The sequence below is a fragment of the Nocardioides baculatus genome, from assembly GCF_016735675.1.
In the GTDB taxonomy this organism is placed as follows: domain Bacteria; phylum Actinomycetota; class Actinomycetes; order Propionibacteriales; family Nocardioidaceae; genus Nocardioides; species Nocardioides baculatus.
In genome coordinates, this window is sequence record NZ_JAERSG010000002.1 from 600,185 (window position 1) to 620,051 (window position 19,867).

Consider the following 19,867-nt stretch of genomic DNA (forward strand, 5'->3'; position numbering starts at 1 on the left):
ATTCGAGCCAGCGTGCTCGGGCCCTCCGGATAGCCGATCACCGGCTGCACACACCTCATGACACAGGCCGCTCCATCTGTTGTCGACGCGCCCTCGCGGCGTGGAGAGGTCTGGTCCTGTGAGTGCGGTGTGGCTCGTTCCGGGTGACGGTTCGTCGCCGGTCGTGGACGCGCTGCTCGGCCGCTTCGACGCGGTGCTGGACGACCTGGGTTCCCTGTCGGCGGGTGGCCTGGTGGATGCGGACGTGATCCGGGTGCTGGACGCAGCGACCACGGCGGCGAGTCGGGTGGCGGCGGTGCAGTGCCGGACGGTGGCGGAGGCTGACCGTCGACGGCTCGGTGATGTGGTCGGGGCGCGGCACACGCATCAGTGGTGGGCCCGGCGGAGCCGAATGACGCAGTCGGAGGCCAACCGGCTCACAAGGCTGGGGGTCGCACTGGATGCGCCGCAGCACACCGAGGTCGCACGCCGACTCGCGGACGGGACGCTGCGGGTGGAGCAGGCGCGGGTCATCGTGGAGGCGGTCGGCGCACTGCCGTCCCACGTGGACGACGAGGTCCGCGAGCGGGCCGAGGCGGCGTTGCTCGAGCTGGCTCGTGTGCACGATGCGCGGGAGTTGAAGCAGCTGGGCAAGCGGATCCTCGACACGGTGGCACCGGAGGTGGGGGAGTCCCACGAGGCGAAGCGGTTGGAGGACGAGGAGCGCCGCGCTGCGCAGTCGGTGGACTTCACGATGGTCGACGACGGCGAGGGCCGCTGCCACGGCAGGTTCACGGTGCCGTCCCACGTGGGCGCGATCCTGAAGCGGACGCTGCTCGCCATAGCCAACCCGGCCCGTCACAGCAGCGACGACCTGCGCGATGGGTCGGGGGAGTGGAAGCCGTCTCGTCGGCGGATGGGTGAGGCGTTCGTCGAGTACGTCGAGCGATATCCGGTGGATGTGATGCCGCAGACCGCCGGGGTCAACGCCACCGTCGTGGTCACGATGACGTTGCAGGACCTGCTGGGCGACCACGCCACCGCGCTGCTCGACGACGGGACACGGATGTCAGCTGCTCAAGCGCGTCGGTTGGCATGCGAGGCGGGGATCATCCCGGTCGTCCTCGGCGGGAAGTCCCAGCCCCTCGACCTCGGCCGGGCGCGACGGCTCTTCAGCAAGGCCCAGCGCATCGCCCTCGGCCTGCGCGACGGCGGCTGCACGGCTCGTGGCTGCGAGACGACCGCGTCGGGCTGCCACGCCCACCACGACGACGCGTGGTCGCGCGGCGGCCTCACCGACCTCGCCAACGGCCGGTTCCTGTGCCCGCGCCACCACCGCCTCGCCCACGACTCCCGCTACGCGATGACCGTCCACGCGGACAACAAGGTCAACTTCGTGATGCGGACGTAGGAGTGAGGTTCCGATGGAGGGCAGTCGAACCGCCGCCTGTCGGTTGCCTCAACGAGGCTCTGGGGTACGAGTGCCCGTCGTCCGCCATAGCGGGGTGAGGGCATCCGGTGTGCACGCGCGGGCGATGAGTTCCATGTCGCGCGCCCGCGCTCACCCCTGCCGCACCTGCTTCTCGAGCGGAGCGTCTGCTTGGCGTGGTCTCAGCTGTCGGCGGCGGTCTCGTCAATCGAGTGTCTCGTCATGCTGGCGCCTTTGAGCGAGGCTCCGCGCCTGCCCAGTGTGTATGTCGGCGACCCATTCCCAGCCGGGCTGGGGCGTGTTGATTCGTGGGTCGTCGGGAGTATGGCCGTCGCGCAAGGCGAGCACGTAGGTGCGGTCCTGGTCGATCCGTGCGCGTAGGTGACCGGCTCCGCCGACGGACCCGTGGCCGGGGACGACGATGTCGACCCTGCCTGCCAGGTCGTCCAGCAGCTGCAGCCCGACGAGGTAGTCCTGCACCGGGTCGTTGGTGTCGTCGAAGTCGTCGAGCATGGGAACGAAGACGTCGGAAAGCATGTCGCCGACGGCGAGCACTCTGCATTCCTCGATCAACAGTGCCGCGTGGCCCGGGGCGTGAGCCGGGTGTTCGATGATCTGGACTTCGGGTCCGTTCCAGGGAACCCGCCGTGTTCGAGGGGGCAGACCGGTGATGCGGCCGTAGAGGTCCAGTGGCGTCTCGTCGGCGATCTCGGGTGGGAGCCCCGCCGCGGCGCGCGCCTGCCAGTCCGCGGTCGACCGCACCTGCTGCATGACGGCCGCACAGCGCGCTGTCGCGTAGCGCGGCGCTTCACCGAGGTCGGTGTGCCACAGCACGTGGTCCCAATCCGGGTGCGTCGAGAAGCCCGCTACCACCGCCTGGCCGAGTTCGCGAACGTCGTTCGCGAGGCAAGCCATCTCGGAGCCCGTGATCCCGGCGTCGATGACCAGCACGCCGGCTTGGCCTTGCACGACGGTGGTGTTGTTGAGAAGTAGCTCGCTCTGGTGGACCAGAACGCCGTCAGCGATCTGTGTGAGCATGTGTGGTTCCTTGCTGTTGTGGTGGTACGGCTCGTCGAGTCCAGCGGGAGTGCGAGCGCTGCACTGGGCGGCGAAGACCGCCACATCCCACCTTCCCAGTTGACGGAGCCGATTCCGGCTCCTCTCGGCGCGTCTTGCCGTCGCTTGTCGGCGCGGGGCCAGACCGCCGACGCATCCTGGTCTGCATGGACCGGCACGTCAGGGTGCTCAGCGCCGGTCGCATCGAAACGTCCGGATGCGGCAGCTGTGGAGGGTGCGGATCGGTGTGTCTCGTTGCGGATCGGCTCGCGGTGGCGGTGCACAGCTTTCAGCGTGGGCTAGCGTTCAAGAAATGACGTTGAACCATGTGCGCCGCGGAAGCGGCCGGCCGTTGTTGCTCGTGCACGGTCTGGGCGCTGGTTGGCGATCCTGGTCTCCGATCATCGACGAGCTGGCCGCGAGCCGTGAGGTCATCGCCGTCGACCTGCCGGGTTTCGGCGAGTCGCCTCCTTTGGCCGGCGAGGTCTCGATCGCCACCCTGACCGACTCCGTCGCAGAGTTCATCCGCGAACAGGGTCTGGACGGGGTGTCGACGGTCGGTCAGTCGATGGGTGGCCGAATGGTGCTCGAGCTCGCACGGCGAGGTGTCGGCGGCGACACCGTGGCGTTGGACCCGGGTGGTTTCTGGAGCGACCGCGAGCTCGCCGTCTTCGGGGCCACGCTTCGGCCGTCGATCGCTCTGGTCCGGGCGCTGCGAGGCACGCTGCCAGCACTGCTGGGCAACCCGGTGGGAAGGACGCTGCTGTTGGCGCAGTTGTCGGCCCGGCCCTGGGCACTCTCGCGCGAGACCGTGCTGCCGGATGTGCGCGGGCTGGCGGAGTCGCCGTCGACCGGCGCGGCCTTGGACGCCCTGACCAAGGGGCCCAAGCAGCAGGGTGCGCCGGCCGGCACCGTGCCCGGCCGGGTCACGATCGGTTGGGGTCGTCGTGACCTGGTGACCGTGCCGAAGCAGGCCGCACGTGCGACGGAGCTGTTCCCGGATGCTGTGCTGCACTGGTTCGAGCGGTGTGGGCACTTCCCACAATGGGACGCACCGCATGAGGCGACCCGACTGATCCTCGACAGCACCAGTTGAGGCCGGTCGCGCTGCCCGCCGAGGGCGCTTAGCCGGATAGTCGTTCGGAACGAGTCGAACTCCTTCGTGACGCCTCGACTGCCTCGACCGCCCGCACTACGCCGGGCGAGCCACCGGCGTACGACCGTGACACGCCGGTAGCGTCGGGAGGTGGCCAGCTCCCGTCGATCCAGCGCGCGACGGCGCAGCAGCACGCCCGGGCGCAGGAGCGGCAAGCGCCAGCCCAGGCCGCTGCCGGTTGCCGGGCCGGGGGAGCGGCTGTGGGTGCTCGACGTGCCGTACGGCGTGCAGGTCGACGGCGCCACGTGGCACCCGGTCCCCAAGATGCACCTGCACGTGGGGCGCCGTCTGCCCAAGCACCTCGAGCCGTACGCACCGGGTCCCTACACGCTGGGCCGCTTCCTCGAGAACACGCTCAACCCCGACGATCGCACCCCCGATCCTGAGCCGACGGAGGCGCTGGAGCCGCGGCGGATCCAGTTCGAGGCGGCGGACGCGATCGCTGCGCGGGCCGAGGCCGGCGGGCGGCAGTTCCTGCTCGCCGACGAGCCCGGCGTGGGCAAGACGATCTCGGCCGTGCTGGGGGCAATCGCAGTGGGGGACCTCCGCGGCGCGCGCCGGGTGCTGGTCGTCGCCGACCGTCCCGCGGCGATCACGATCGGCCACTGGTGTCGCACCATCGAGGCGCTCGGCAACGGCGGCCTGGAGTGGGTCGTGATCACGTGGGACCGCCTCGACAAGGTCACGGACCACGAGTGGGACGTGATCATCGCCGACGAGGCCCACGCCCTGCGGCGTACGACGACCAAGCGCTGGAAGCTGTGGGCGAAGATCTCGGGACACGGCAAGCCCCACGACCGCGCGCCGTTCGTCATCGCCACCACCGCGACACCCGGGCACACGCCGCTGGAGCTGCCCTACCTCGCACCCGCCTACGCCCAGGTGCTGGGCGAGCCGATGCGGGAGTGGACCTCGGCGACCAGGCCCGCCGAGCTGTTCGCCGACGCCCTCGAGCGGCACGGCGTCGGCGTCGAGCGCGGGCGCTACGGCGCGTCCTGGACCACCGATCCGGCGAGGCGCGCGGCCGACCTCAAGCTCGTCCGCGGCTGGCTCGACGAGGAACGGCCCCCCGCGATGCTGCATCGCGCGGCCCCCTGGGGGCCGGTGCCGATCTCCGGCATGCCGGTCGCGCTCACCCCGGCCGAGCGGGCGGCGTACGACGCCGAGTGGGGCGAGTTCTGCCGCGAGATGGACATTGCGCGCCGCGGTCGCAGCGTCGCGAAGGGGCGGGCCGCGCTGCTGCGTTTCCGCCAGAAGGCCGGCCTGATCCGCGTCGACTCGACCGTTGCCTGGATCGCCCAGCAGGTCGAGGCCGAGCGACAGGTGGCCTGCTCGGTCGAGTTCGTCTCGACCGCGGCCGACCCGATCGCCGACCGGCTCCGCGACGCGGGGATCGCGGTCGCCACGATCTACGGGCGCGACCGGTTCGACCCGGAGGCCGAACGGCTGCGGTTCCAGACCGGCGAGGCGAAGGTGTGCGTCTTCACCACCGTCGCGTCCATCAGCCTGCACGCCGGCGAGACCCTCGCCGACGGACGGCAGGCGAGCACGGAGCCGCGCGTGGGCGTCTTCCACCAGGCACGGTTCTCGGGCATCGCCGGGCGACAGGTCACCGGTCGCACGCACCGCGACCACCAGGTCTCGCCGTGGCACATCGCCTATGCCGAGGGCACCGTGGAGGAGCAGGTCGGGAGGGTGATGGTGGAGCGGATCGCCGCGGCCTCCGACACCGTGGGCGGCGACACCGGCGAGCTCGCCGATGTCGCGCAGCTCCTCGGGGCCGACTGGCTGCCGAGCACCGCCCTCACCGACGGCGACGTCTGAACCCGCTCAGCCCGGAAGACCCATGCCGGCCCTCAGGCGCCCTGCGATCGGCGCCAGCACGGCGGCCAGCTCGTCGAGCGCGTCGGGATCGAGCGCTGCGTACGGTGACGCGGCGAGGCGGTCGGTCATCGCCTCGATGCGCTCCTTGGTCGCCCGTCCGGCATCGGTGAAGTGGCCGGTCCCGTCAACCAGCCCCCGATCCCGCAGACCGGCCATCACGGACGCCAGGTAGGGCTGGGGCAGGTGGTGGATCCGCCCGAACGTCTCGGCGGGGTGGATGCCTTCGGAGAGAGCGAGGAGGACGTGGCACTCGGTGCGGTCGACCTGCTCGGCCATGAGCGCCGCGATGTGGCCGTCGCCGCGGTGCTCGCGGAGCATGTTGGCGGCGTGCCAGAGCCTGGCGACCGGATCGTCGGGGATCGGCAGCGCGCGGAGGGCGGCGTACATCACGCGACCTTCGACCGGCGCACTCACGGAGGCCAGGGTCAGGAGGTCAGCGGCGCGCGACAGCTCGGGCGTGCCGACGAGGTCGCCGAGGAAGTGGACGAGCGCGGTCACGCATCCCCGTTGCCGGGCGGCATGCGCTTCGTCCGGAGTGGCGGTGTCCCACACAGCGGGGATGTGCCGCGCTGCCTCACCGGGGCCGAAGTTGTAGAACGCGGCGTCGACGACCTCCGCAGACACGAGACCCAGGGGAGCAGACCGCCCAGCGAAGTAGCCGTCCCAGTAGCGGGAGAAGCCCAACGCGGCCATCGCCTCGTTGGGCTCGTCGGCGAAGAAGTTGACCAGCCCGATGGGCTCGACGAGGTCGAACATCCTGCGGGCCACGGACTCGGGGTGCGTCATCGTCGGTCTCCTCGGCGCTCGGGCCGCCACCTGCGGCCTCCACACCTACGACGAACGAGTCGACGGCGATACGACAAGGCGACACGACATCGAGACAGAGGGCGCCCAGGCTGGGGGTTCGAGGGCGCCCTCCGTCGATCGAGGCCGGCAGGTCAGCCGGCGGCGCAGAGGCCGCGCGCGGCGTCGTTCTTCGCCTGGCCGCCGACCGCCTTCACGAGCTGGCCGACGTTGTCGAGGCCGAGCGCGCTCTGGGTGTTGATGGCCTTGTGGATCCCGCCGAAGCAGGCGGCGTCGGCGGGTGCGGCGGACGCTGCACCGGCGGAGCCGAGGAGAGCGAGTGCGGCGATCGAGGTGGCGACGAGCATGCGCTTCATGTCTGATCCCTTCGTTGGTGGGGTGCGGGTCACCCGACACCGACTTCTCCGTGTCTCACGCCACAGCGGATGCACCTGCGCAGGAATTTGTCCAAAGTTTGTCCACCCACCTGCGGGGCGGGCCACGAGTAGCAGCCCGCGGCTACATTGACGGGATGCGATACCGACTGATGGGCAAGAGCGGCTGCGCGGTCTCCGAGCTGTGCCTCGGGACGATGACCTTCGGCGCCGAGACCGACGAGGCCGGGTCCCATGCCCAGCTCGACATGTTCGTCGAGGCCGGCGGGACGCTCGTCGACACGGCCGACGTCTACTCCGCCGGGGTCTCCGAGGAGATCATCGGCCGGTGGTGGGCCGACCGTCCCGGCGACGTGACCGGCCAGGTCGTCCTCGCGACCAAGGGCCGTTTCCCCATGGGCTCCGGTCCCAACGACAGCGGGCTGTCCACGCGTCACCTCACCCGCGCCCTCGACGCCTCCCTCCGCCGGCTCGGCGTCGACGCGGTCGACCTCTACCAGGTCCACGCGACTGACCCCCACACGCCGATCGAGGAGACGCTGCGCACGCTCGACGGGTTCGTCCAGGCCGGCAAGATCCACTACTACGGCCTCTCCAACTTCACCGGGTGGGAGCTGACGAAGGCCGTGCACACGGCGCGAGCGCTGGGCCTGCGCGAGCCGGTGACCCTCCAGCCGCAGTACAGCCTGATCGTCCGCGAGATCGAGTGGGAGGTCGTGCCGGCCGCGCTCGACGCCGGGATGGGCCTGCTGCCGTGGAGCCCGCTGGGCGGCGGCTGGCTCTCGGGGAAGTACACCCGCGACCAGCGCCCCAGCGGCGACACCCGGCTCGGGGAGGACCCCGGTCGCGGCATGGAGGCCTGGGACCGGCGGGGGAGCGAGCGCACCTGGCGGATCATCGACGCCGTCGAGCGCGTCGCGCACGACCGCGGGGTGTCGATGGCCGAGGTCGCGCTGTCGTGGGTGACCAACCGCCCCGCCGTCACCTCCACCATCCTCGGCGCCCGCACCACGGAGCAGCTCGCGGCCAACCTCAAGGCCGCCGGGCTCGTGCTGTCGGCGGAGGAGCAGGCGGTCCTCGACGAGGCGAGCGACCTCGGGGCCACGGACTACCCCTACGGTGAGCTGGGCGTCGAGCAGCGCAGCCGCGACCTCGCCGGCGGCTGATTCCCGATCCGCACGGTGTGACTCCTCACGCGGCGCAGCCCTTGTGAGGCCCGCGCCCGTGCGTACGTTCGGAAGTGGGGACGCACGCGCGTCCCCACTCCCGTTCGAGAGGAACAGCATGAGCGACTACCAGGTCACCAACCCGTCCACCGGCGAGGTCGAGAAGGAGTTCCCGACCGCGACCGACGCCGAGGTGCAGGACGCCCTCGCGCGCAGTCACGCGGAGTACGGCGAGTGGCGCACGACGTCGAAGGACGAGCGGGCGCAGGTGCTCCGGCGGGTTGCCGACCTCTACGACGAGCGGGCTGACGAGCTCGCCGCGATCATCGCCCGCGAGATGGGCAAGCCGGTCCGCGAGGGCAAGGGCGAGATCAAGCTGGTGTCGTCGATCTTCCGCTACTACGCCGACCAGGGCCCGACCCTGCTCGCCGACGCACCGCTCGACCCGGCGATGGGCGGCAGCGCGATCGTCCGCAAGGAGTCGGTCGGCCCGCTGCTCGGGATCATGCCGTGGAACTTTCCCTACTACCAGGTGGCCCGGTTCGCCGCGCCCAACCTGATGGTCGGCAACACGATCCTGCTCAAGCACGCCCCGCAGTGCCCCGAGTCGGCGCTCGCGATCGAGCGGATCTTCGCTGACGCCGGGCTCCCGGCCGACGCCTACATCAACCTCTTCGCCACCAATGACCAGTCGGCCGACATCATCGCCGACCCCCGCGTCGTCGGCGTCTCGGTCACCGGCTCCGAGCGGGCCGGCTCCGCCGTCGCCGAGGTCGCCGGGCGCAACCTCAAGAAGGTCGTGCTCGAGCTCGGCGGCTCCGACCCGTTCATCCTGCTCGACGCCGACGACCTCGGTGCCGCGGTGAAGTCGGCCGTCCGCGGCCGGATGGGCAACGCCGGCCAGGCGTGCAACGGCGCGAAGCGGATGATCGTCGTCGACGACCTCTACGACGACTTCGTCGAGCAGTTCACCGCGGCCATGGGCTCGCTCACGCCGGGCGACCCGTTCGACCAGTCCAGCGGCTTCGGTCCGCTGTCCTCGGATGCCGCCGCGACCACGCTGCTCGAGCAGGTCGAGGACGCCGTGTCCAAGGGAGCGACGCTCCGCACCGGCGGTACGCGCCTGGACCGACCGGGCGCCTTCGTCGAGGCCACCGTGCTCACCGACGTCACGCCCGACATGCGCGCCTACCGCGAGGAGCTCTTCGGCCCCGCTGCCGTCGTCTACCGCGTCGCCGACGCCGCCGAGGCCGTCGCGCTCGCCAACGACTCGTCGTTCGGCCTGGGCGGCGTCGTGTGGAGCTCCGACACCACGAAGGCGCAGCAGGTCGCCGACCAGCTCGACACCGGCATGGTGTGGATCAACAGCGCGCAGGGCTCGGCCGCCGACCTCCCGTTCGGCGGCACGAAGCGCTCGGGTGTCGGTCGCGAGCTCGGCCCCTACGGCATCGACGAGTTCGTCAACAAGAAGCTCATCTACACGCCTGCCGGCTGAGCCCCGCCAGCCGTCGAGCCGGTCTCCCACAACAAGGGGGGCCGGCTCGTGCGCATCCGGGGTGGTGCACACTTGCTCCTGCTGCGCCCGTCAGGGCCGGCACATGCGGACGTGGTGTAGTTGCAGCACGGCTCCCTTCCAGGGAGATGGTCGAGGTTCAAATCCTCGCGTCCGCTCCACTTCTCCTCGCCGGTCGGTCCTCAGCACGCGCGGCCTAGGCTCGAGGCATGACCGAGCAGACGATGGCGGGCCGTACGGTCCTGGTGACGGGCGCGAGCGACGGGATCGGCGCCGAGACCGCGAAGGTCCTCTCCCAGCGGGGTGCCACCGTCCATGTCACCGGCCGCTCGGCCGACAAGCTCCGCCCGATCGCCGCGGCTGTGGGCACGGAGCCGCTGGTCGCGGACTTCTCGCGCCTCGACGACGTACGCCGCCTTGCCGAGCAGGTTGCCGAGCGGGTCGGCTCGCTCGACGTGCTGATGAACAACGCAGGCGGGACGTTCGCCCCGTCGCGGACCACCCATGACGGCCACGAGCCCAACTTCCAGGTCAACCACCTGGCGCCGTTCCTGCTGACCCACCTGCTCCGCCCGACGCTGGCCGCCGCTGGTCGCTCGCTCGTGGTGAACACGTCCAGCATCGCCAACCTGATGGGCAAGGTCGTGCTCGACGACCTGGACTACGAGCACCGCAAGGCCCGCGAGTTCGCCGCCTACGGCACCGGCAAGCTGATGAACATCCTCTTCACCCGCGGCATCGCCGAGCGATGGGCAGACGCCGGGATCGCCTCGGTGGCCGTCCACCCGGGTCCGGTGGGCTCCTCCTTCGGGCGCGACTCCGCGATCGTCGGCCTGCTCTACCGCACGCCGCTGGCTCGCTTCGCGACGATCAGCGTCCCGGACGGTGCCGCGCCGCTCATCGCCCTCGCCGAGCGCGGGCCCGACCCCGAGGTCGACGGGCGATACTTCAGCCGCTTCTCGATCGACGGCCGGGAGAACAGGCAGGCCAGCGACCGCGCGCTGATCGACGGCCTCTGGGAGCGATCCGCCGCGCTCACCGGCCTCGCCTGACCGGCACGCGTGTCCGACCCGCTGCAGGACCTGCTCGCCGCGCCGCCCGACCTCCCGGTCACGGTGGGGCTGCCGGCGCTGGTCGAGGCACTCGGCTCCCATGGAGTCGCGGTGGTCCAGGCGCCGCCGGGCACCGGCAAGACGACCCTCGTGCCGCCGGCGGTGGCAGGGGTCGTCGCCGGTCGGGTCGTCGTCACGCAGCCCAGCCGCCTCGCGGCCCGCGCCGCAGCCCGTCGACTCGCGCAGCTGCTCGGGGAACCGATCGGCGAGACCGTCGGGTACGCCGTGCGCGGGGAGCGCCGCGTCGGTCGGCGTACGCGCATCGAGGTCGTCACGACGGGCCTCCTGCTCCGCCGGATCCAGCACGACCCGGAGCTGGCCGGGGTCGGGGCGGTCGTGCTCGACGAGGTGCACGAGCGCCACCTCGATGCCGACCTGACCCTGGCGCTCCTCGTCGATGTCCGGGCCAACCTGCGTGAGGACCTGGCCGTGGTGGCGATGTCAGCCACCGTCGAGGCCGAGCGGACCGCTGCGCTGCTCGATCCGGAGGGTGCGCCCGTGATCACGGTCCCCGGTGCGCTGCACCCGGTCCAGACGGTGTGGTGCCCCCTGCCGGCGGGCGCGCGGCGTACCGACGAGCGGGGCATCACCCCGGCCTTCCACGACCATGTCGCGGCAACGGTGCGGCGGGCGCTGGCCGCGCACGAGGGAGACGTCCTGGTCTTCGTGCCGGGTGTCGCGGAGGTCGAGACGACCGTACGGCGCCTGGCCTCGGTGGACGCCGCCGTGCATCCCCTGCACGGACGTCTGCCCAGCGCCGAGCAGGACCGCGCGCTCCGCGAGGGGCCGCGTCGCCGCGTGATCGTCTCGACCGCGGTCGCCGAGTCGTCGCTGACGGTGCCCGGGGTGCGGGTCGTGGTGGACGCCGGGTTCTCGCGCGAGCCGCTCACCGACCATCGACGCGGACTGGCGTCCCTGGTCACGGTCGCGGTGAGTCGGGCGGGTGCCGAGCAGCGGGCGGGACGGGCCGGGCGGCTGGGGCCGGGGACGGTGCTGCGGTGCTGGTCCGAGGCCGAGCACGCCCACCTGGCCGCCCATCCGGAGCCGGAGATCGCCACCGCGGACCTGACGGCCTTCGCCCTGGAGGTGGCCTGCTGGGGCGCGGACATCCGTGAGCTGGCGCTGCTCGACCATCCGCCGGCGCACGCCCTGGCGGCGGCCACGGCGGTGCTGGTGGGTCTGGGGGCATTGACCGAGGACCGGGAGGTCACCCCACGGGGCCGGTTGATCGCCGGTGTTCCGGTCGACCCCAGGCTGGCGCGTGCCCTCATCGACGGCACCGACCTGGTCGGTGCCACGCGGGCCGCGGAGGTCGTCGCGATGCTGAGCGAGGACGTACGCGCTCCGGGCGCGGACCTCGTGGCGGCGCTCCGGTCGCTGCGCGGTGACCAGCGAGCAGCGGGGTGGCGCCGTCAGGTGACCCGGCTCGAGGAGGTGGCCGCAGGGCGGGGGACCGGGGCGGAATCGCACGCGACGACGGACAGTCGGAGGCTCACCGACGACGTGGCGGTCGGCCTCGTGGTGGCTCTGGCGCACCCGGACCGGATCGCACGCAGGCGCACGGGCACGTCGAGCTACCTGATGGCGTCCGGGACGGGCGCCGCGCTCGATCCGCGCGCTCCGGGGCCGCTGGCGGGGCTGGAGTGGCTGGCGGTCGGCGACGCCGAGCGACGACCCGGGCAGCGTGAGGCCCGGATCCGCGCGGCGGCCCCCCTCACCGAGGACCTCGCGCTGGAGGCGGCGGCGTCGATGTGGACCGAGGCGGACCAGGTCACCTGGACGGGTGGTCGGGTGCTGGCTCGGCGACGGACGCTGTTGGGCGCCATCGAGCTCGGCTCGGTCCCGCTGAGCGACCCCCCGGCGGCGGCCGTGAGCGAGGCGATCGCCCAGGCCCTCGCGCGCGAGGGGATCGCCCTCCTCATGTGGACGGAGGCGGCCACGGGTCTGCGCGCCCGGCTCGACTTCCTGCACCGCGCGATCGGTGACCCGTGGCCGGACGTGAGCGACGCGACACTGACCGACGACCTCGACGCCTGGCTCGGACCGCAGCTGGCGCGCGTCCGATCGGCCCAGGACCTCCGTCGCATCGATGTGGCCGCCGCCCTCCGAGCAAGGGTGCCGTGGCAGGAGGCGGGCAGGCTCGACGAGCTGGCCCCCGCGCGCGTGCAGGTGCCCAGCGGGTCGACCGTGCGGATCGAATACTCCCACGACCAGCCGGTGCTCGCCGTGCGGCTCCAAGAGGTGTTCGGCTGGACCGCAGTGCCGGCGCTGGCGGGCGGCAGGGTCCCGCTCCTGCTGCACCTCCTCTCACCCGCCGGGCGTCCCGCAGCCGTCACCGCTGACCTGGAGTCCTTCTGGGACAACGGCTACCCGGGCGTGCGAGCCGACCTGCGGGGGCGCTATCCCAAGCACGCCTGGCCCGACGATCCCCGCAGCGCACCGCCCACGGCGCGGACGAACCGGGCACCCCGGAGCTGAGCGGAGGGCGCCGGTCGGGATTCGACATGCGGCGGTCATCGTGTTTCCGTAGTGGAGTTGCAGGCAGCGTCCTCGAGTCCGAGGCACCTCCCATCGCGAGGTGATGCGCACCGCGGCCCGGCGCCCACACACGGCGCCACGCCCGAGCGCCGATCCGGCGCGTCCCCGATCCCCTGTGAGGTCCGAAGCACGTGCGTGCCACCACCACACCGTCCCTGTTCACCCGTCCGCGTTCCGTCGCTGCGGGCGTCGCCGCCGCGGCGCTCGCCCTGACGCTCGCGCCCAGCAGCGCCGTCGGACCGGCCTCCGCGCAGGACGCGGTCGACGTACGACTGCAGGTCGCGGACGCCGCGCCCGTCGAGGTCGAGACGGCTCCTCTCGAGTGGCCCGGCGAGGTCCTCGAGGCGTACGGCGTCCCGGTGGACGGCAACGACATCGTCGCCGTGGTCCGTGACGGCGACCGCGTCTCGGGCGACCGCAAGCGCCTGCGCCAGGGCGACGTCGTGAAGATGACCGACGTCGTCAAGGAGCGGAAGGTCAAGCGGTTGAAGGTGCGCAAGGGCACCGTCGAGAAGTTCACGACCGAGCTGAAGCCCGGCGAGCGCAAGGTCGTCAGCACCGGTCGTGCGGGCGTCCGCAAGACCGTTGCGCTGCAGACGCTCCACAACGGCGAGCCCGTGAAATGGAGCGTCATCACGAAGAAGCTCGTCCGCGAGCCGCGGCCGCGGAGGGTGCTCGTCGGTCGCGCGGCGTACTCCGTACCCGGCGCCGACGGCCTCAACTGGGGCGCGCTGGCCAACTGCGAGTCCGGCGGCAACCCCCACGCCGTGAACCCGGCCGGCTACTACGGGCTCTACCAGTTCGACACCGGCACCTGGCGCAGCGTCGGCGGCTCCGGCCTGCCGACCTCGGCCTCGGCCGCCGAGCAGACCTACCGCGCGAAGCTCCTCTACCAGCAGCGTGGCCGCTCGCCGTGGCCCACCTGCGGTCGCCTGCTCTGAGCGTCGGGGATACTCCCTGTCCATGACGGGGAAGCAGACCACGGTGCCCAGCCTGCGCGAGTGGGCCGACACCGTGTCGCCACGCTCCTTCGACCCGGCGTGGATCGACCTCTACGCGCTCCAGCAGTACGACACCGTGCTGCGCGCCCTGGGGTGGCGGAGCACGTTCCGCACGGCCGCCAGGGGCGAGGACCGTGAGCGGTCCATGGACCGGCACAGCCTTGCGGTCTTCTTCTTCATGATCCTGCTGCCCGTGGTCGCGTTCACGGCGTTCGGCGGCACGGACCTGGCCACGCACACCACGTTCGAGGGGTTCGACGCCGGCGTGGGTGTCCCTGTGGTCGCGAGCGCCTTCACGCTCTCCCTGCCGGGGCCGCTGCTGGAGCTGAGGCGATGCCTGCTCCGCCGGGGTGATCTGACCTATCTCGAGGTCTCCGGGTTCTGCGTCACGCTGGTCGCAGCGGTGCTCACGCTGACGGGCATGGCACGGGTCTGGGACGTCGACGTGCTGCACCTGCAGCCGGCGTCGATCCCGGTGTGGGTCTCGCTGGTGCTCACCGCGACGACGTTCGCCGTGGTCTTGCTTGTCACCTTCCGCCGGGGGCCGGGCACTCCCGCGCACTTCCGGCGCGCCGGGGACCCGGACCCCGACCGGGCCCGGGAGCTGGTGGACCGGCTCGACCCAGGTGAACGGGCCCACCTGGCCGACGTACGACGGCGTGCGATCTCGACGTTGCGCGACCGGGGCCTGCTCACCCTCGAGCAGGCGATGCAGGTCTCCGACCTCCCCCTCGGGCAGTCGATGTCGCTTCGTGAGCCGCATGCTGCGATGAGACCGTGACGACGAGCGACCTGGACGTCGCGCTGGCCGCCGCACGAGCGGGGGCGGCGGTGCTGGACGAGATGTTCGGCACCGACCTGGCCCGCGAGCACAAGACGTCGACGGACTTCGCGACGGCCGCCGACCGTTCCGCCGAGCAGGCCATCCTCGACGTCGTCCGGGCCGCGCGGCCGGACGACGGGTTCGAGGGCGAGGAGCTCGGCGCCGTCGCGGCCGGACGTCGTACGTGGCTGGTCGACCCGCTCTGCGGCACGGTGAACTTCGCCGCGGCGTCACCGTCGTTCTGCGTCAACGTCGCGCTCCTCGACGGGGACGTGACGACGACGGCGGTCGTCGTCCATCCGCCGACGGGGGAGACCTACTGGGCAGACGATGGTCGCTTCGGCACCTACGGTCTCGAGAGCGCCCCGCCGCCCAACCGTCTCGTGGACATCAACGCCGACGGCCCGCTCGACCGCCCCTTCGTCGGCGCCCAGCTCGCCGCCGATCCCGCGTTGCGCGCGACCTTCAACCCGCGTGTCGAGTCGACCACGCTGGCGCTCGCCTGGGTCGCCGCCGGCCGGAGACTGGCGTACGTCACCGATGGCAGGTGCGAGCGCAACGTGCACTTCGCTGCGGGGATCGCGCTGTGCGAGGCGGCCGGGGTCGTCATCACCGACTTCGACGGCGCACCCGTGCACACCGGACCGGGTGTGGTCGCGGCACGCGACGCCGAGTCCCACGCGACCTTGCTGGAGCTCGTCGCGCGCCACCGCTAGCCCGAGGTCTGCTCGTGACATCCACGAGCATGGTCCGAGCTAGCCGCCCAGGAGCGCGAGGTCGCGCCGGACGTAGCGCAGGTGCGCCCACTCCTCCTCGAGGACCACCCGGATGCAGTCGCCGACAGTGGGCTTCCAGCTGCCGCCCCACGGGCCGTCGCGCTCCTCGGCGAGCACCTCGGGGGTGACGGTGGACAGGAAGTCGGTCACCTGCTGCTGCCGCTCGGCACGCACCTCCAGGATCTCCTCGTGCGACTCCGGCTCGCGGAAGACGGACATGTCGAAGCCCATCTCGGCGGCACCGGTGAACTGCTGGCCGATCGGGTGCCACGGCTCCTCGATCCGGTGGATCCCGCGGCCGAGCCAGGCGTCCGTCGCGAGGACGAGGTGGCGCAGGGTCTGGGCGAGCGACCACTCGTCCTCGACGTGGTCGTCCCACGTCTCGCGTGGCGTTGCGTCGACCGTCTCCTGCCACGCGACGCGCACGGCGTCCCAGCCCTCGCGCAGGCCTTCGGGCGTCTCCGCCTTCTGCAGCTCGCGCCCGGGGAACTGACGGCTGAGCTCGGCGTCGACGTAGGGCACCACGTCGACGCCGTTGACGATGAGGCTGCCGAAGAAGAGGTCGTGGCTGTCGATGTCGAGGCCGTCCACGTCCATGCCGCGCATCGTGACGCCGCTGACGTCGGAGAAGCGCATCTTCGCGCCCGTGAAGCTGGCCTGCACGAAGGTCGCGCCCTCGAACTCTTTCGTGTCTGAGTAGGTCGTCATGGAGCCATCCTCACCCCCGTTCCGGACGATCCGGGGGCACAACCTCAGCGGGCTCCGGGGAATCCGTGCTGGCGCCAGGCCTCGTACGTGACCACGGCCGCGGAGTTCGAGAGGTTGAGCGAGCGGCGGCCGGGGACCATCGGGATCCGCAGCCGGTCGGTCACCCGGTCGTGGCCGAGCGCTTCCTCGGGCAACCCGGTCGGCTCCGGCCCGAACAGCAGCACGTCGCCCGCCTCGAACGCGACGTCGGTGTGCCAGCGCGTCGCGTGGGCCGTGAAGGCGAACACCCGCGATCCGGGCAGCGTCGAGAGAGCGGTCGCCAGGTCCGGGTGGACCACCACCGACGCGAGGTCGTGGTAGTCCAGCCCGGCCCGCTTGAGCTTCGGCTCGGACAGCTCGAAGCCGAGCGGCTCGACCAGGTGCAGGGTCGCCCCGGTCGCCGCGACCATCCGGATCGCATTTCCGGTGTTGGGCGGGATCCTCGGCTCGAGGAACATCACGTGGAACACGGCCGCCAACCTAGACGGGTCTCACAGGCCGCGGGCGCGCACCATCCGCAGCACCTCTTCGGAGCGTTCGGTGAGCGCGCTGATCACGACCGGTGCCGCCTGCGCGGCCGCCACCTCGCGAGCCCGTGCGATCCACGCCTCGTCGACGGCGTACACCGGGAAGAGGCTGGCCGTGAGCGCGAGCCCCGGGATCATCCCGCCCTCGTGGAAGGTCGGCAGCGCCTCGAGGTAGCGGTCGAGGTACGGCGTGAGCACCTCGTCCTGCCCGGGGCGCCAGAAGTCGGCCCCCACCAGCCGCGCGGACTGGATCGGCACCGTGCGCTCCACCACGACGGCGTTCCACGCCTCCTCCTTCGCCTCCGCGGAGGGCGAGCTCGCCCGGACCCGCAGGGCGCGGACCCAGGCGTCCGGGTCGGGGTCGCGGTCCTCCAGCGCGCGGACGGCGTCCGCGTCCAGGTCGCCGAGCTCGGCCCGACGCTGGAGGAGGTACCACTGGAGGTCGACGTCGTCGCCCGCCTCGTCACGCAGCCGGTCGACCTCGTCCGTGCCCGATGCCGTACGGGCCAGTACGCGCAGGGCGGACTGCCGGGAGGTGCCGGAGTCGACCAGGTGGCGGGCGGTGGTCGTGAGCTGCGCCTCGAGCTCGGCCCGCTGGGCGTCCGGCGCCCACTCGTGGACGGCCCGGAGGGCCAGGTCGAGGACGGGGTCGACGACGGTCTCGACCGTCTCCACCCGGAGCACGTCGGTCAGCGCACCCACTGCCTCGGCGGCGGTCGCGTCGCCGCTCGACAGCATGTCCCAGACGGTTGCCATCGCCACCGCGCGGGCCAGGGTCGTCGGCAGTCCGGACGGCCGCCCGATCAGCACCTCTCGCCCGGCGGCGTCGGGCCGCGTGGTCGCGAACGTGGTGTCGTCGTGGTTCACCAGGTAGAGGTCGGCGTCGGGCAGACCCTCGACGACCGTGCGCCCGCCGCCGACCTCGACGAGGACGGAGCCGGCCTCCTCGAGCACGTCGCCCGCGCGGCGGTAGGCGCCGATGCCGACGACCTGCGGGTGCGGGGCGCCGTGCGCGCCGACGGCGGTCAGCACCAGGCCGTCGTCCGTCTTCTCGATGCCGAGCCGGTCGACGCCGGCGGTCTCGAGCCACGCCGTACGCCACGGCTGGAGGTCGCGGCCACTGGCCTGCTCGAGGGAGCGGACGAGGTCGTCGAGGGTGGTGTTGCCCCACGCGTGCTCGGCGAAGTAGGCCGTCATGCCCTGCGAGAACGTGTCCTCGCCCACGAAGTACATGAGCTGCTTGAGCACCGCGGCGCCCTTGGGATAGGTGATCGAGTCGAAGATCGACTCGGCGTCGGCCACGCTCGGCACCGGCTGGTAGATCGGGTGTGAGCTCGGGCCCTGGTCGGCGAGGTAGGCGTCGAGCTTCTCGTGGACGAGGTTGTTGGCCGCGGTGTCGCCGTAGGCGGTCGCGCGTTCGGCCGCCCACATGCACGCGAACTCGGCAAAGGCCTCGTTGAGCCAGAGGTCGTCCCACCAGCGCATCGTGACGATGTTGCCGAACCACATGTGCGCCATCTCGTGCAGCAGCACGTTGGTGAACCACTGCCACTCGCCGGTCGTCGGCTCGTGGCGGCGCAAGATGTTGTCGGTCCACGTGACGCAGCCGTAGTTCTCCATCGCCCCGCCGAACTCGGGCAGGAACACCTGGTCGTAGCTGCGCTGCGGGAACGGCATCCCGAACCGCTCGCCGAAGAACCCGAGGCCCTGCTCGGTCAGCGTGAAGAGCTGCTCGGAGTCGCGCTCCAGGACGGACGCCAGGGTCTGGCGGGCGTACAGCCCCAGGTCGTAGCCGCCGGCCTCCTTGCGCAGCTCGACGAACGGCCCGGCGACGACGACGGGGTTGTACGTCGACAGCGGCGGGGTCGGCTCGAACGTCCACCGCCGGCCCTGCGCCACCTCCTCGACGGCCGGGTCGCCGGAGTTGCTGACGACCGTCCACGACGGCGGCGCGGTGACGGTGAACGCGTGCGGCGCCTTGAGGTCGGGCTGGTCGAAGCACGCCCATGCGTAGCGCGCCTCGTCCGGCTCGAAGGTGGTCCAGAGGTAGACGTTCTTGTCGGCGGGGTCGACGGCACGGTGCACGCCCCTGCCGTGCTCGGTGTCGCTCTGCACGGAGGCGATCACCAGCTCGTTGTCGTCGCGAAGACCCGACAGGGCGATCCGGCCCTCCTCGGCGGCCGGCAGCGGCTCGCCATTGAGGGTCGCCGACTCGACCTCTGCGCAGCAGTCGACGAACGTCGAGGCGCCGGGGGTCGCGGTGAACCGCACCGTGCTGACCGCCCGGAACGCAGGGCCGTCGGGCAGGTCGGTGAGGTCGATGGCGATGTCGTAGGAGGTGACCGACAGCAGCGCAGCGCGCTCGATCGCCTCCTCCTGTCGCAGGCTCTTCACGGGCACGGGTGGTCCTCACTCGAGTTCGGATGCTGAGGTCGGCGCCCGAGACGAGCGTCGTGGGCAGCCTAGGCGAGGGGTGGAGGGTCGCGGACGGCTCCGACACGCGTACCTCGTACGCTGATGCGGACACTGTTTCGGGGGCAAGGGAGGGGACGCACGTGCATAACGAGGACCATGACCGGGCCGTTGCGAGTGGCCATCCATCGGCGGCCCGGCTGCTCGAGATGACTGCCCGTGAGACCGACCGGTGGCGCTCCGACGCCCTGGCCGAGGCAGCGGAGATCGTCGCCGCCGCGCGGAACGAGGCGGGCGCGCTGGTCCGCACGGCGCAGCGAGAGGTCGACCAGATGATGGAGGCCGCGCGGGTCGAGACAGCGCAGGCGGAGACGGAGGTCGCCCGCCTCCAGCGAGTCGCGGCGGACCACGCCCATGAGCTGCGCAGTCACCTCCACGGCATGCTGGAGCGGATCGACTCGAGCGCCGGCTCGGCCTGAGGCTGGCGACGGGCAGTGCCAGGGGCGGCGTCCAGCCCCGGTCGGGGCCGATCTACTCGTCTCCAGCGGCCACGGACGGCGTGTCGTGGTC

Annotated in this window: 17 protein-coding genes and 1 tRNA gene; 12 read left to right on the plus strand and 6 right to left on the minus strand. The window is 71.9% G+C overall.

All coding sequences use genetic code 11. The features are described 5' to 3' along the window. Positions 1-127: 127 nt before the first annotated feature. Entirely contained in the window at positions 128-1,390 is a 1,263-nt protein-coding gene (locus JI751_RS08680) for an HNH endonuclease signature motif containing protein (protein WP_201935511.1), read from the plus strand. Between the two features lie 222 nt (positions 1,391-1,612). Here the strand turns inward: JI751_RS08680 and JI751_RS08685 are convergent, their stop codons facing one another. Continuing rightward, on the minus strand, positions 1,613-2,446 hold the full coding sequence (locus JI751_RS08685) for an MBL fold metallo-hydrolase (RefSeq protein ID WP_201935513.1): 834 nt from the start codon (positions 2,444-2,446) through the stop codon (positions 1,613-1,615). A gap of 331 nt (positions 2,447-2,777) precedes the next feature. Between JI751_RS08685 and JI751_RS08690 the strand changes: the two genes are divergently transcribed. Continuing rightward, on the plus strand, positions 2,778-3,560 hold the full coding sequence (locus JI751_RS08690) for an alpha/beta fold hydrolase (RefSeq protein WP_201935514.1): 783 nt from the start codon (positions 2,778-2,780) through the stop codon (positions 3,558-3,560). A gap of 150 nt (positions 3,561-3,710) precedes the next feature. Continuing rightward, positions 3,711-5,444, plus strand: a complete 1,734-nt coding sequence (locus JI751_RS08695; RefSeq protein ID WP_307814027.1) for a DEAD/DEAH box helicase — start codon at positions 3,711-3,713, stop codon at positions 5,442-5,444. A 6-nt stretch (positions 5,445-5,450) separates the two neighbouring features. Here the strand turns inward: JI751_RS08695 and JI751_RS08700 are convergent, their stop codons facing one another. Both JI751_RS08700 and JI751_RS08705 read right to left on the minus strand, forming a co-directional pair. Beyond that, a complete protein-coding gene (locus JI751_RS08700; protein WP_201935516.1) occupies positions 5,451-6,290 on the minus strand; it encodes an SCO6745 family protein in 840 nt (279 codons plus the stop codon). 152 nt (positions 6,291-6,442) lie between these two features. Further along, on the minus strand, positions 6,443-6,664 hold the full coding sequence (locus tag JI751_RS08705) for a hypothetical protein (RefSeq protein ID WP_201935518.1): 222 nt from the start codon (positions 6,662-6,664) through the stop codon (positions 6,443-6,445). 155 nt (positions 6,665-6,819) lie between these two features. On the opposite strand from JI751_RS08705, the gene JI751_RS08710 reads away from it, so the two are divergent. The 8 genes from JI751_RS08710 to JI751_RS08745 all read left to right on the plus strand — a co-directional run bounded on the left by JI751_RS08710 (position 6,820) and on the right by JI751_RS08745 (position 15,551). Continuing rightward, entirely contained in the window at positions 6,820-7,848 is a 1,029-nt protein-coding gene (locus JI751_RS08710) for an aldo/keto reductase (RefSeq protein WP_201935520.1), read from the plus strand. A gap of 118 nt (positions 7,849-7,966) precedes the next feature. Continuing rightward, on the plus strand, positions 7,967-9,343 hold the full coding sequence (locus JI751_RS08715) for an NAD-dependent succinate-semialdehyde dehydrogenase (protein ID WP_201935522.1): 1,377 nt from the start codon (positions 7,967-7,969) through the stop codon (positions 9,341-9,343). 105 nt (positions 9,344-9,448) lie between these two features. Next, a tRNA-Gly gene (locus tag JI751_RS08720) sits at positions 9,449-9,522 on the plus strand. Positions 9,523-9,570: 48 nt separating this feature from the next. After that, a complete protein-coding gene (locus JI751_RS08725) occupies positions 9,571-10,413 on the plus strand; it encodes an SDR family NAD(P)-dependent oxidoreductase (protein ID WP_201935524.1) in 843 nt (280 codons plus the stop codon). Positions 10,414-10,422: 9 nt separating this feature from the next. After that, a complete protein-coding gene (gene hrpB, locus JI751_RS08730; RefSeq protein WP_307814029.1) occupies positions 10,423-12,951 on the plus strand; it encodes an ATP-dependent helicase HrpB in 2,529 nt (842 codons plus the stop codon). 191 nt (positions 12,952-13,142) lie between these two features. After that, the gene (locus JI751_RS20935) at positions 13,143-13,952 is read left to right on the plus strand and encodes a resuscitation-promoting factor (RefSeq protein WP_307814030.1); all 810 of its coding nucleotides are present in this window, start codon (positions 13,143-13,145) and stop codon (positions 13,950-13,952) included. 22 nt (positions 13,953-13,974) lie between these two features. Then, positions 13,975-14,793, plus strand: coding sequence for a hypothetical protein (locus JI751_RS08740; protein WP_201935525.1), 819 nt, complete (start codon positions 13,975-13,977; stop codon positions 14,791-14,793). Further along, a complete protein-coding gene (locus JI751_RS08745; RefSeq protein WP_201935526.1) occupies positions 14,790-15,551 on the plus strand; it encodes an inositol monophosphatase family protein in 762 nt (253 codons plus the stop codon). The genes JI751_RS08740 and JI751_RS08745 overlap by 4 nt, the downstream gene beginning before the upstream one ends. A 39-nt stretch (positions 15,552-15,590) precedes the next feature. On the opposite strand, the gene JI751_RS08750 is transcribed toward JI751_RS08745, so the two are convergent. From JI751_RS08750 to pepN, 3 genes are read right to left on the minus strand one after another with little or no spacing between them, the layout of a single operon-like run. After that, positions 15,591-16,319, minus strand: a complete 729-nt coding sequence (locus JI751_RS08750) for a DinB family protein (RefSeq protein ID WP_201935527.1) — start codon at positions 16,317-16,319, stop codon at positions 15,591-15,593. Between the two features lie 44 nt (positions 16,320-16,363). Beyond that, positions 16,364-16,828 (minus strand): tRNA (cytidine(34)-2'-O)-methyltransferase, encoded by a 465-nt coding sequence (locus JI751_RS08755; RefSeq protein WP_201935528.1) that lies wholly within the window; start codon positions 16,826-16,828, stop codon positions 16,364-16,366. A gap of 21 nt (positions 16,829-16,849) precedes the next feature. Next, positions 16,850-19,285 (minus strand): aminopeptidase N, encoded by a 2,436-nt coding sequence (gene pepN / locus JI751_RS08760; RefSeq protein ID WP_201935530.1) that lies wholly within the window; start codon positions 19,283-19,285, stop codon positions 16,850-16,852. A gap of 221 nt (positions 19,286-19,506) precedes the next feature. Here pepN and JI751_RS08765 point away from each other — a divergent pair, with 221 nt between their 5' ends. Next, the gene (locus tag JI751_RS08765; protein WP_201935532.1) at positions 19,507-19,776 is read left to right on the plus strand and encodes a hypothetical protein; all 270 of its coding nucleotides are present in this window, start codon (positions 19,507-19,509) and stop codon (positions 19,774-19,776) included. The last annotated feature ends 91 nt before the right edge of the window (positions 19,777-19,867 follow it).

Bases quoted from the DNA above. Each gene is read 5' to 3' on its own strand.
- JI751_RS08685 (WP_201935513.1), bottom strand. From the start codon at position 2,446: ATGCTCACACAGATCGCTGACGGCGTTCTGGTCCACCAGAGCGAGCTA.
- JI751_RS08690 (WP_201935514.1), top strand. From the start codon at position 2,778: ATGACGTTGAACCATGTGCGCCGCGGAAGCGGCCGGCCGTTGTTGCTC.
- JI751_RS08700 (WP_201935516.1), bottom strand. From the start codon at position 6,290: ATGACGCACCCCGAGTCCGTGGCCCGCAGGATGTTCGACCTCGTCGAG.
- JI751_RS08705 (WP_201935518.1), bottom strand. From the start codon at position 6,664: ATGAAGCGCATGCTCGTCGCCACCTCGATCGCCGCACTCGCTCTCCTC.
- JI751_RS08710 (WP_201935520.1), top strand. From the start codon at position 6,820: ATGCGATACCGACTGATGGGCAAGAGCGGCTGCGCGGTCTCCGAGCTG.
- JI751_RS08715 (WP_201935522.1), top strand. From the start codon at position 7,967: ATGAGCGACTACCAGGTCACCAACCCGTCCACCGGCGAGGTCGAGAAG.
- JI751_RS08725 (WP_201935524.1), top strand. From the start codon at position 9,571: ATGACCGAGCAGACGATGGCGGGCCGTACGGTCCTGGTGACGGGCGCG.
- JI751_RS08740 (WP_201935525.1), top strand. From the start codon at position 13,975: ATGACGGGGAAGCAGACCACGGTGCCCAGCCTGCGCGAGTGGGCCGAC.
- JI751_RS08750 (WP_201935527.1), bottom strand. From the start codon at position 16,319: ATGACGACCTACTCAGACACGAAAGAGTTCGAGGGCGCGACCTTCGTG.
- JI751_RS08765 (WP_201935532.1), top strand. From the start codon at position 19,507: ATGACTGCCCGTGAGACCGACCGGTGGCGCTCCGACGCCCTGGCCGAG.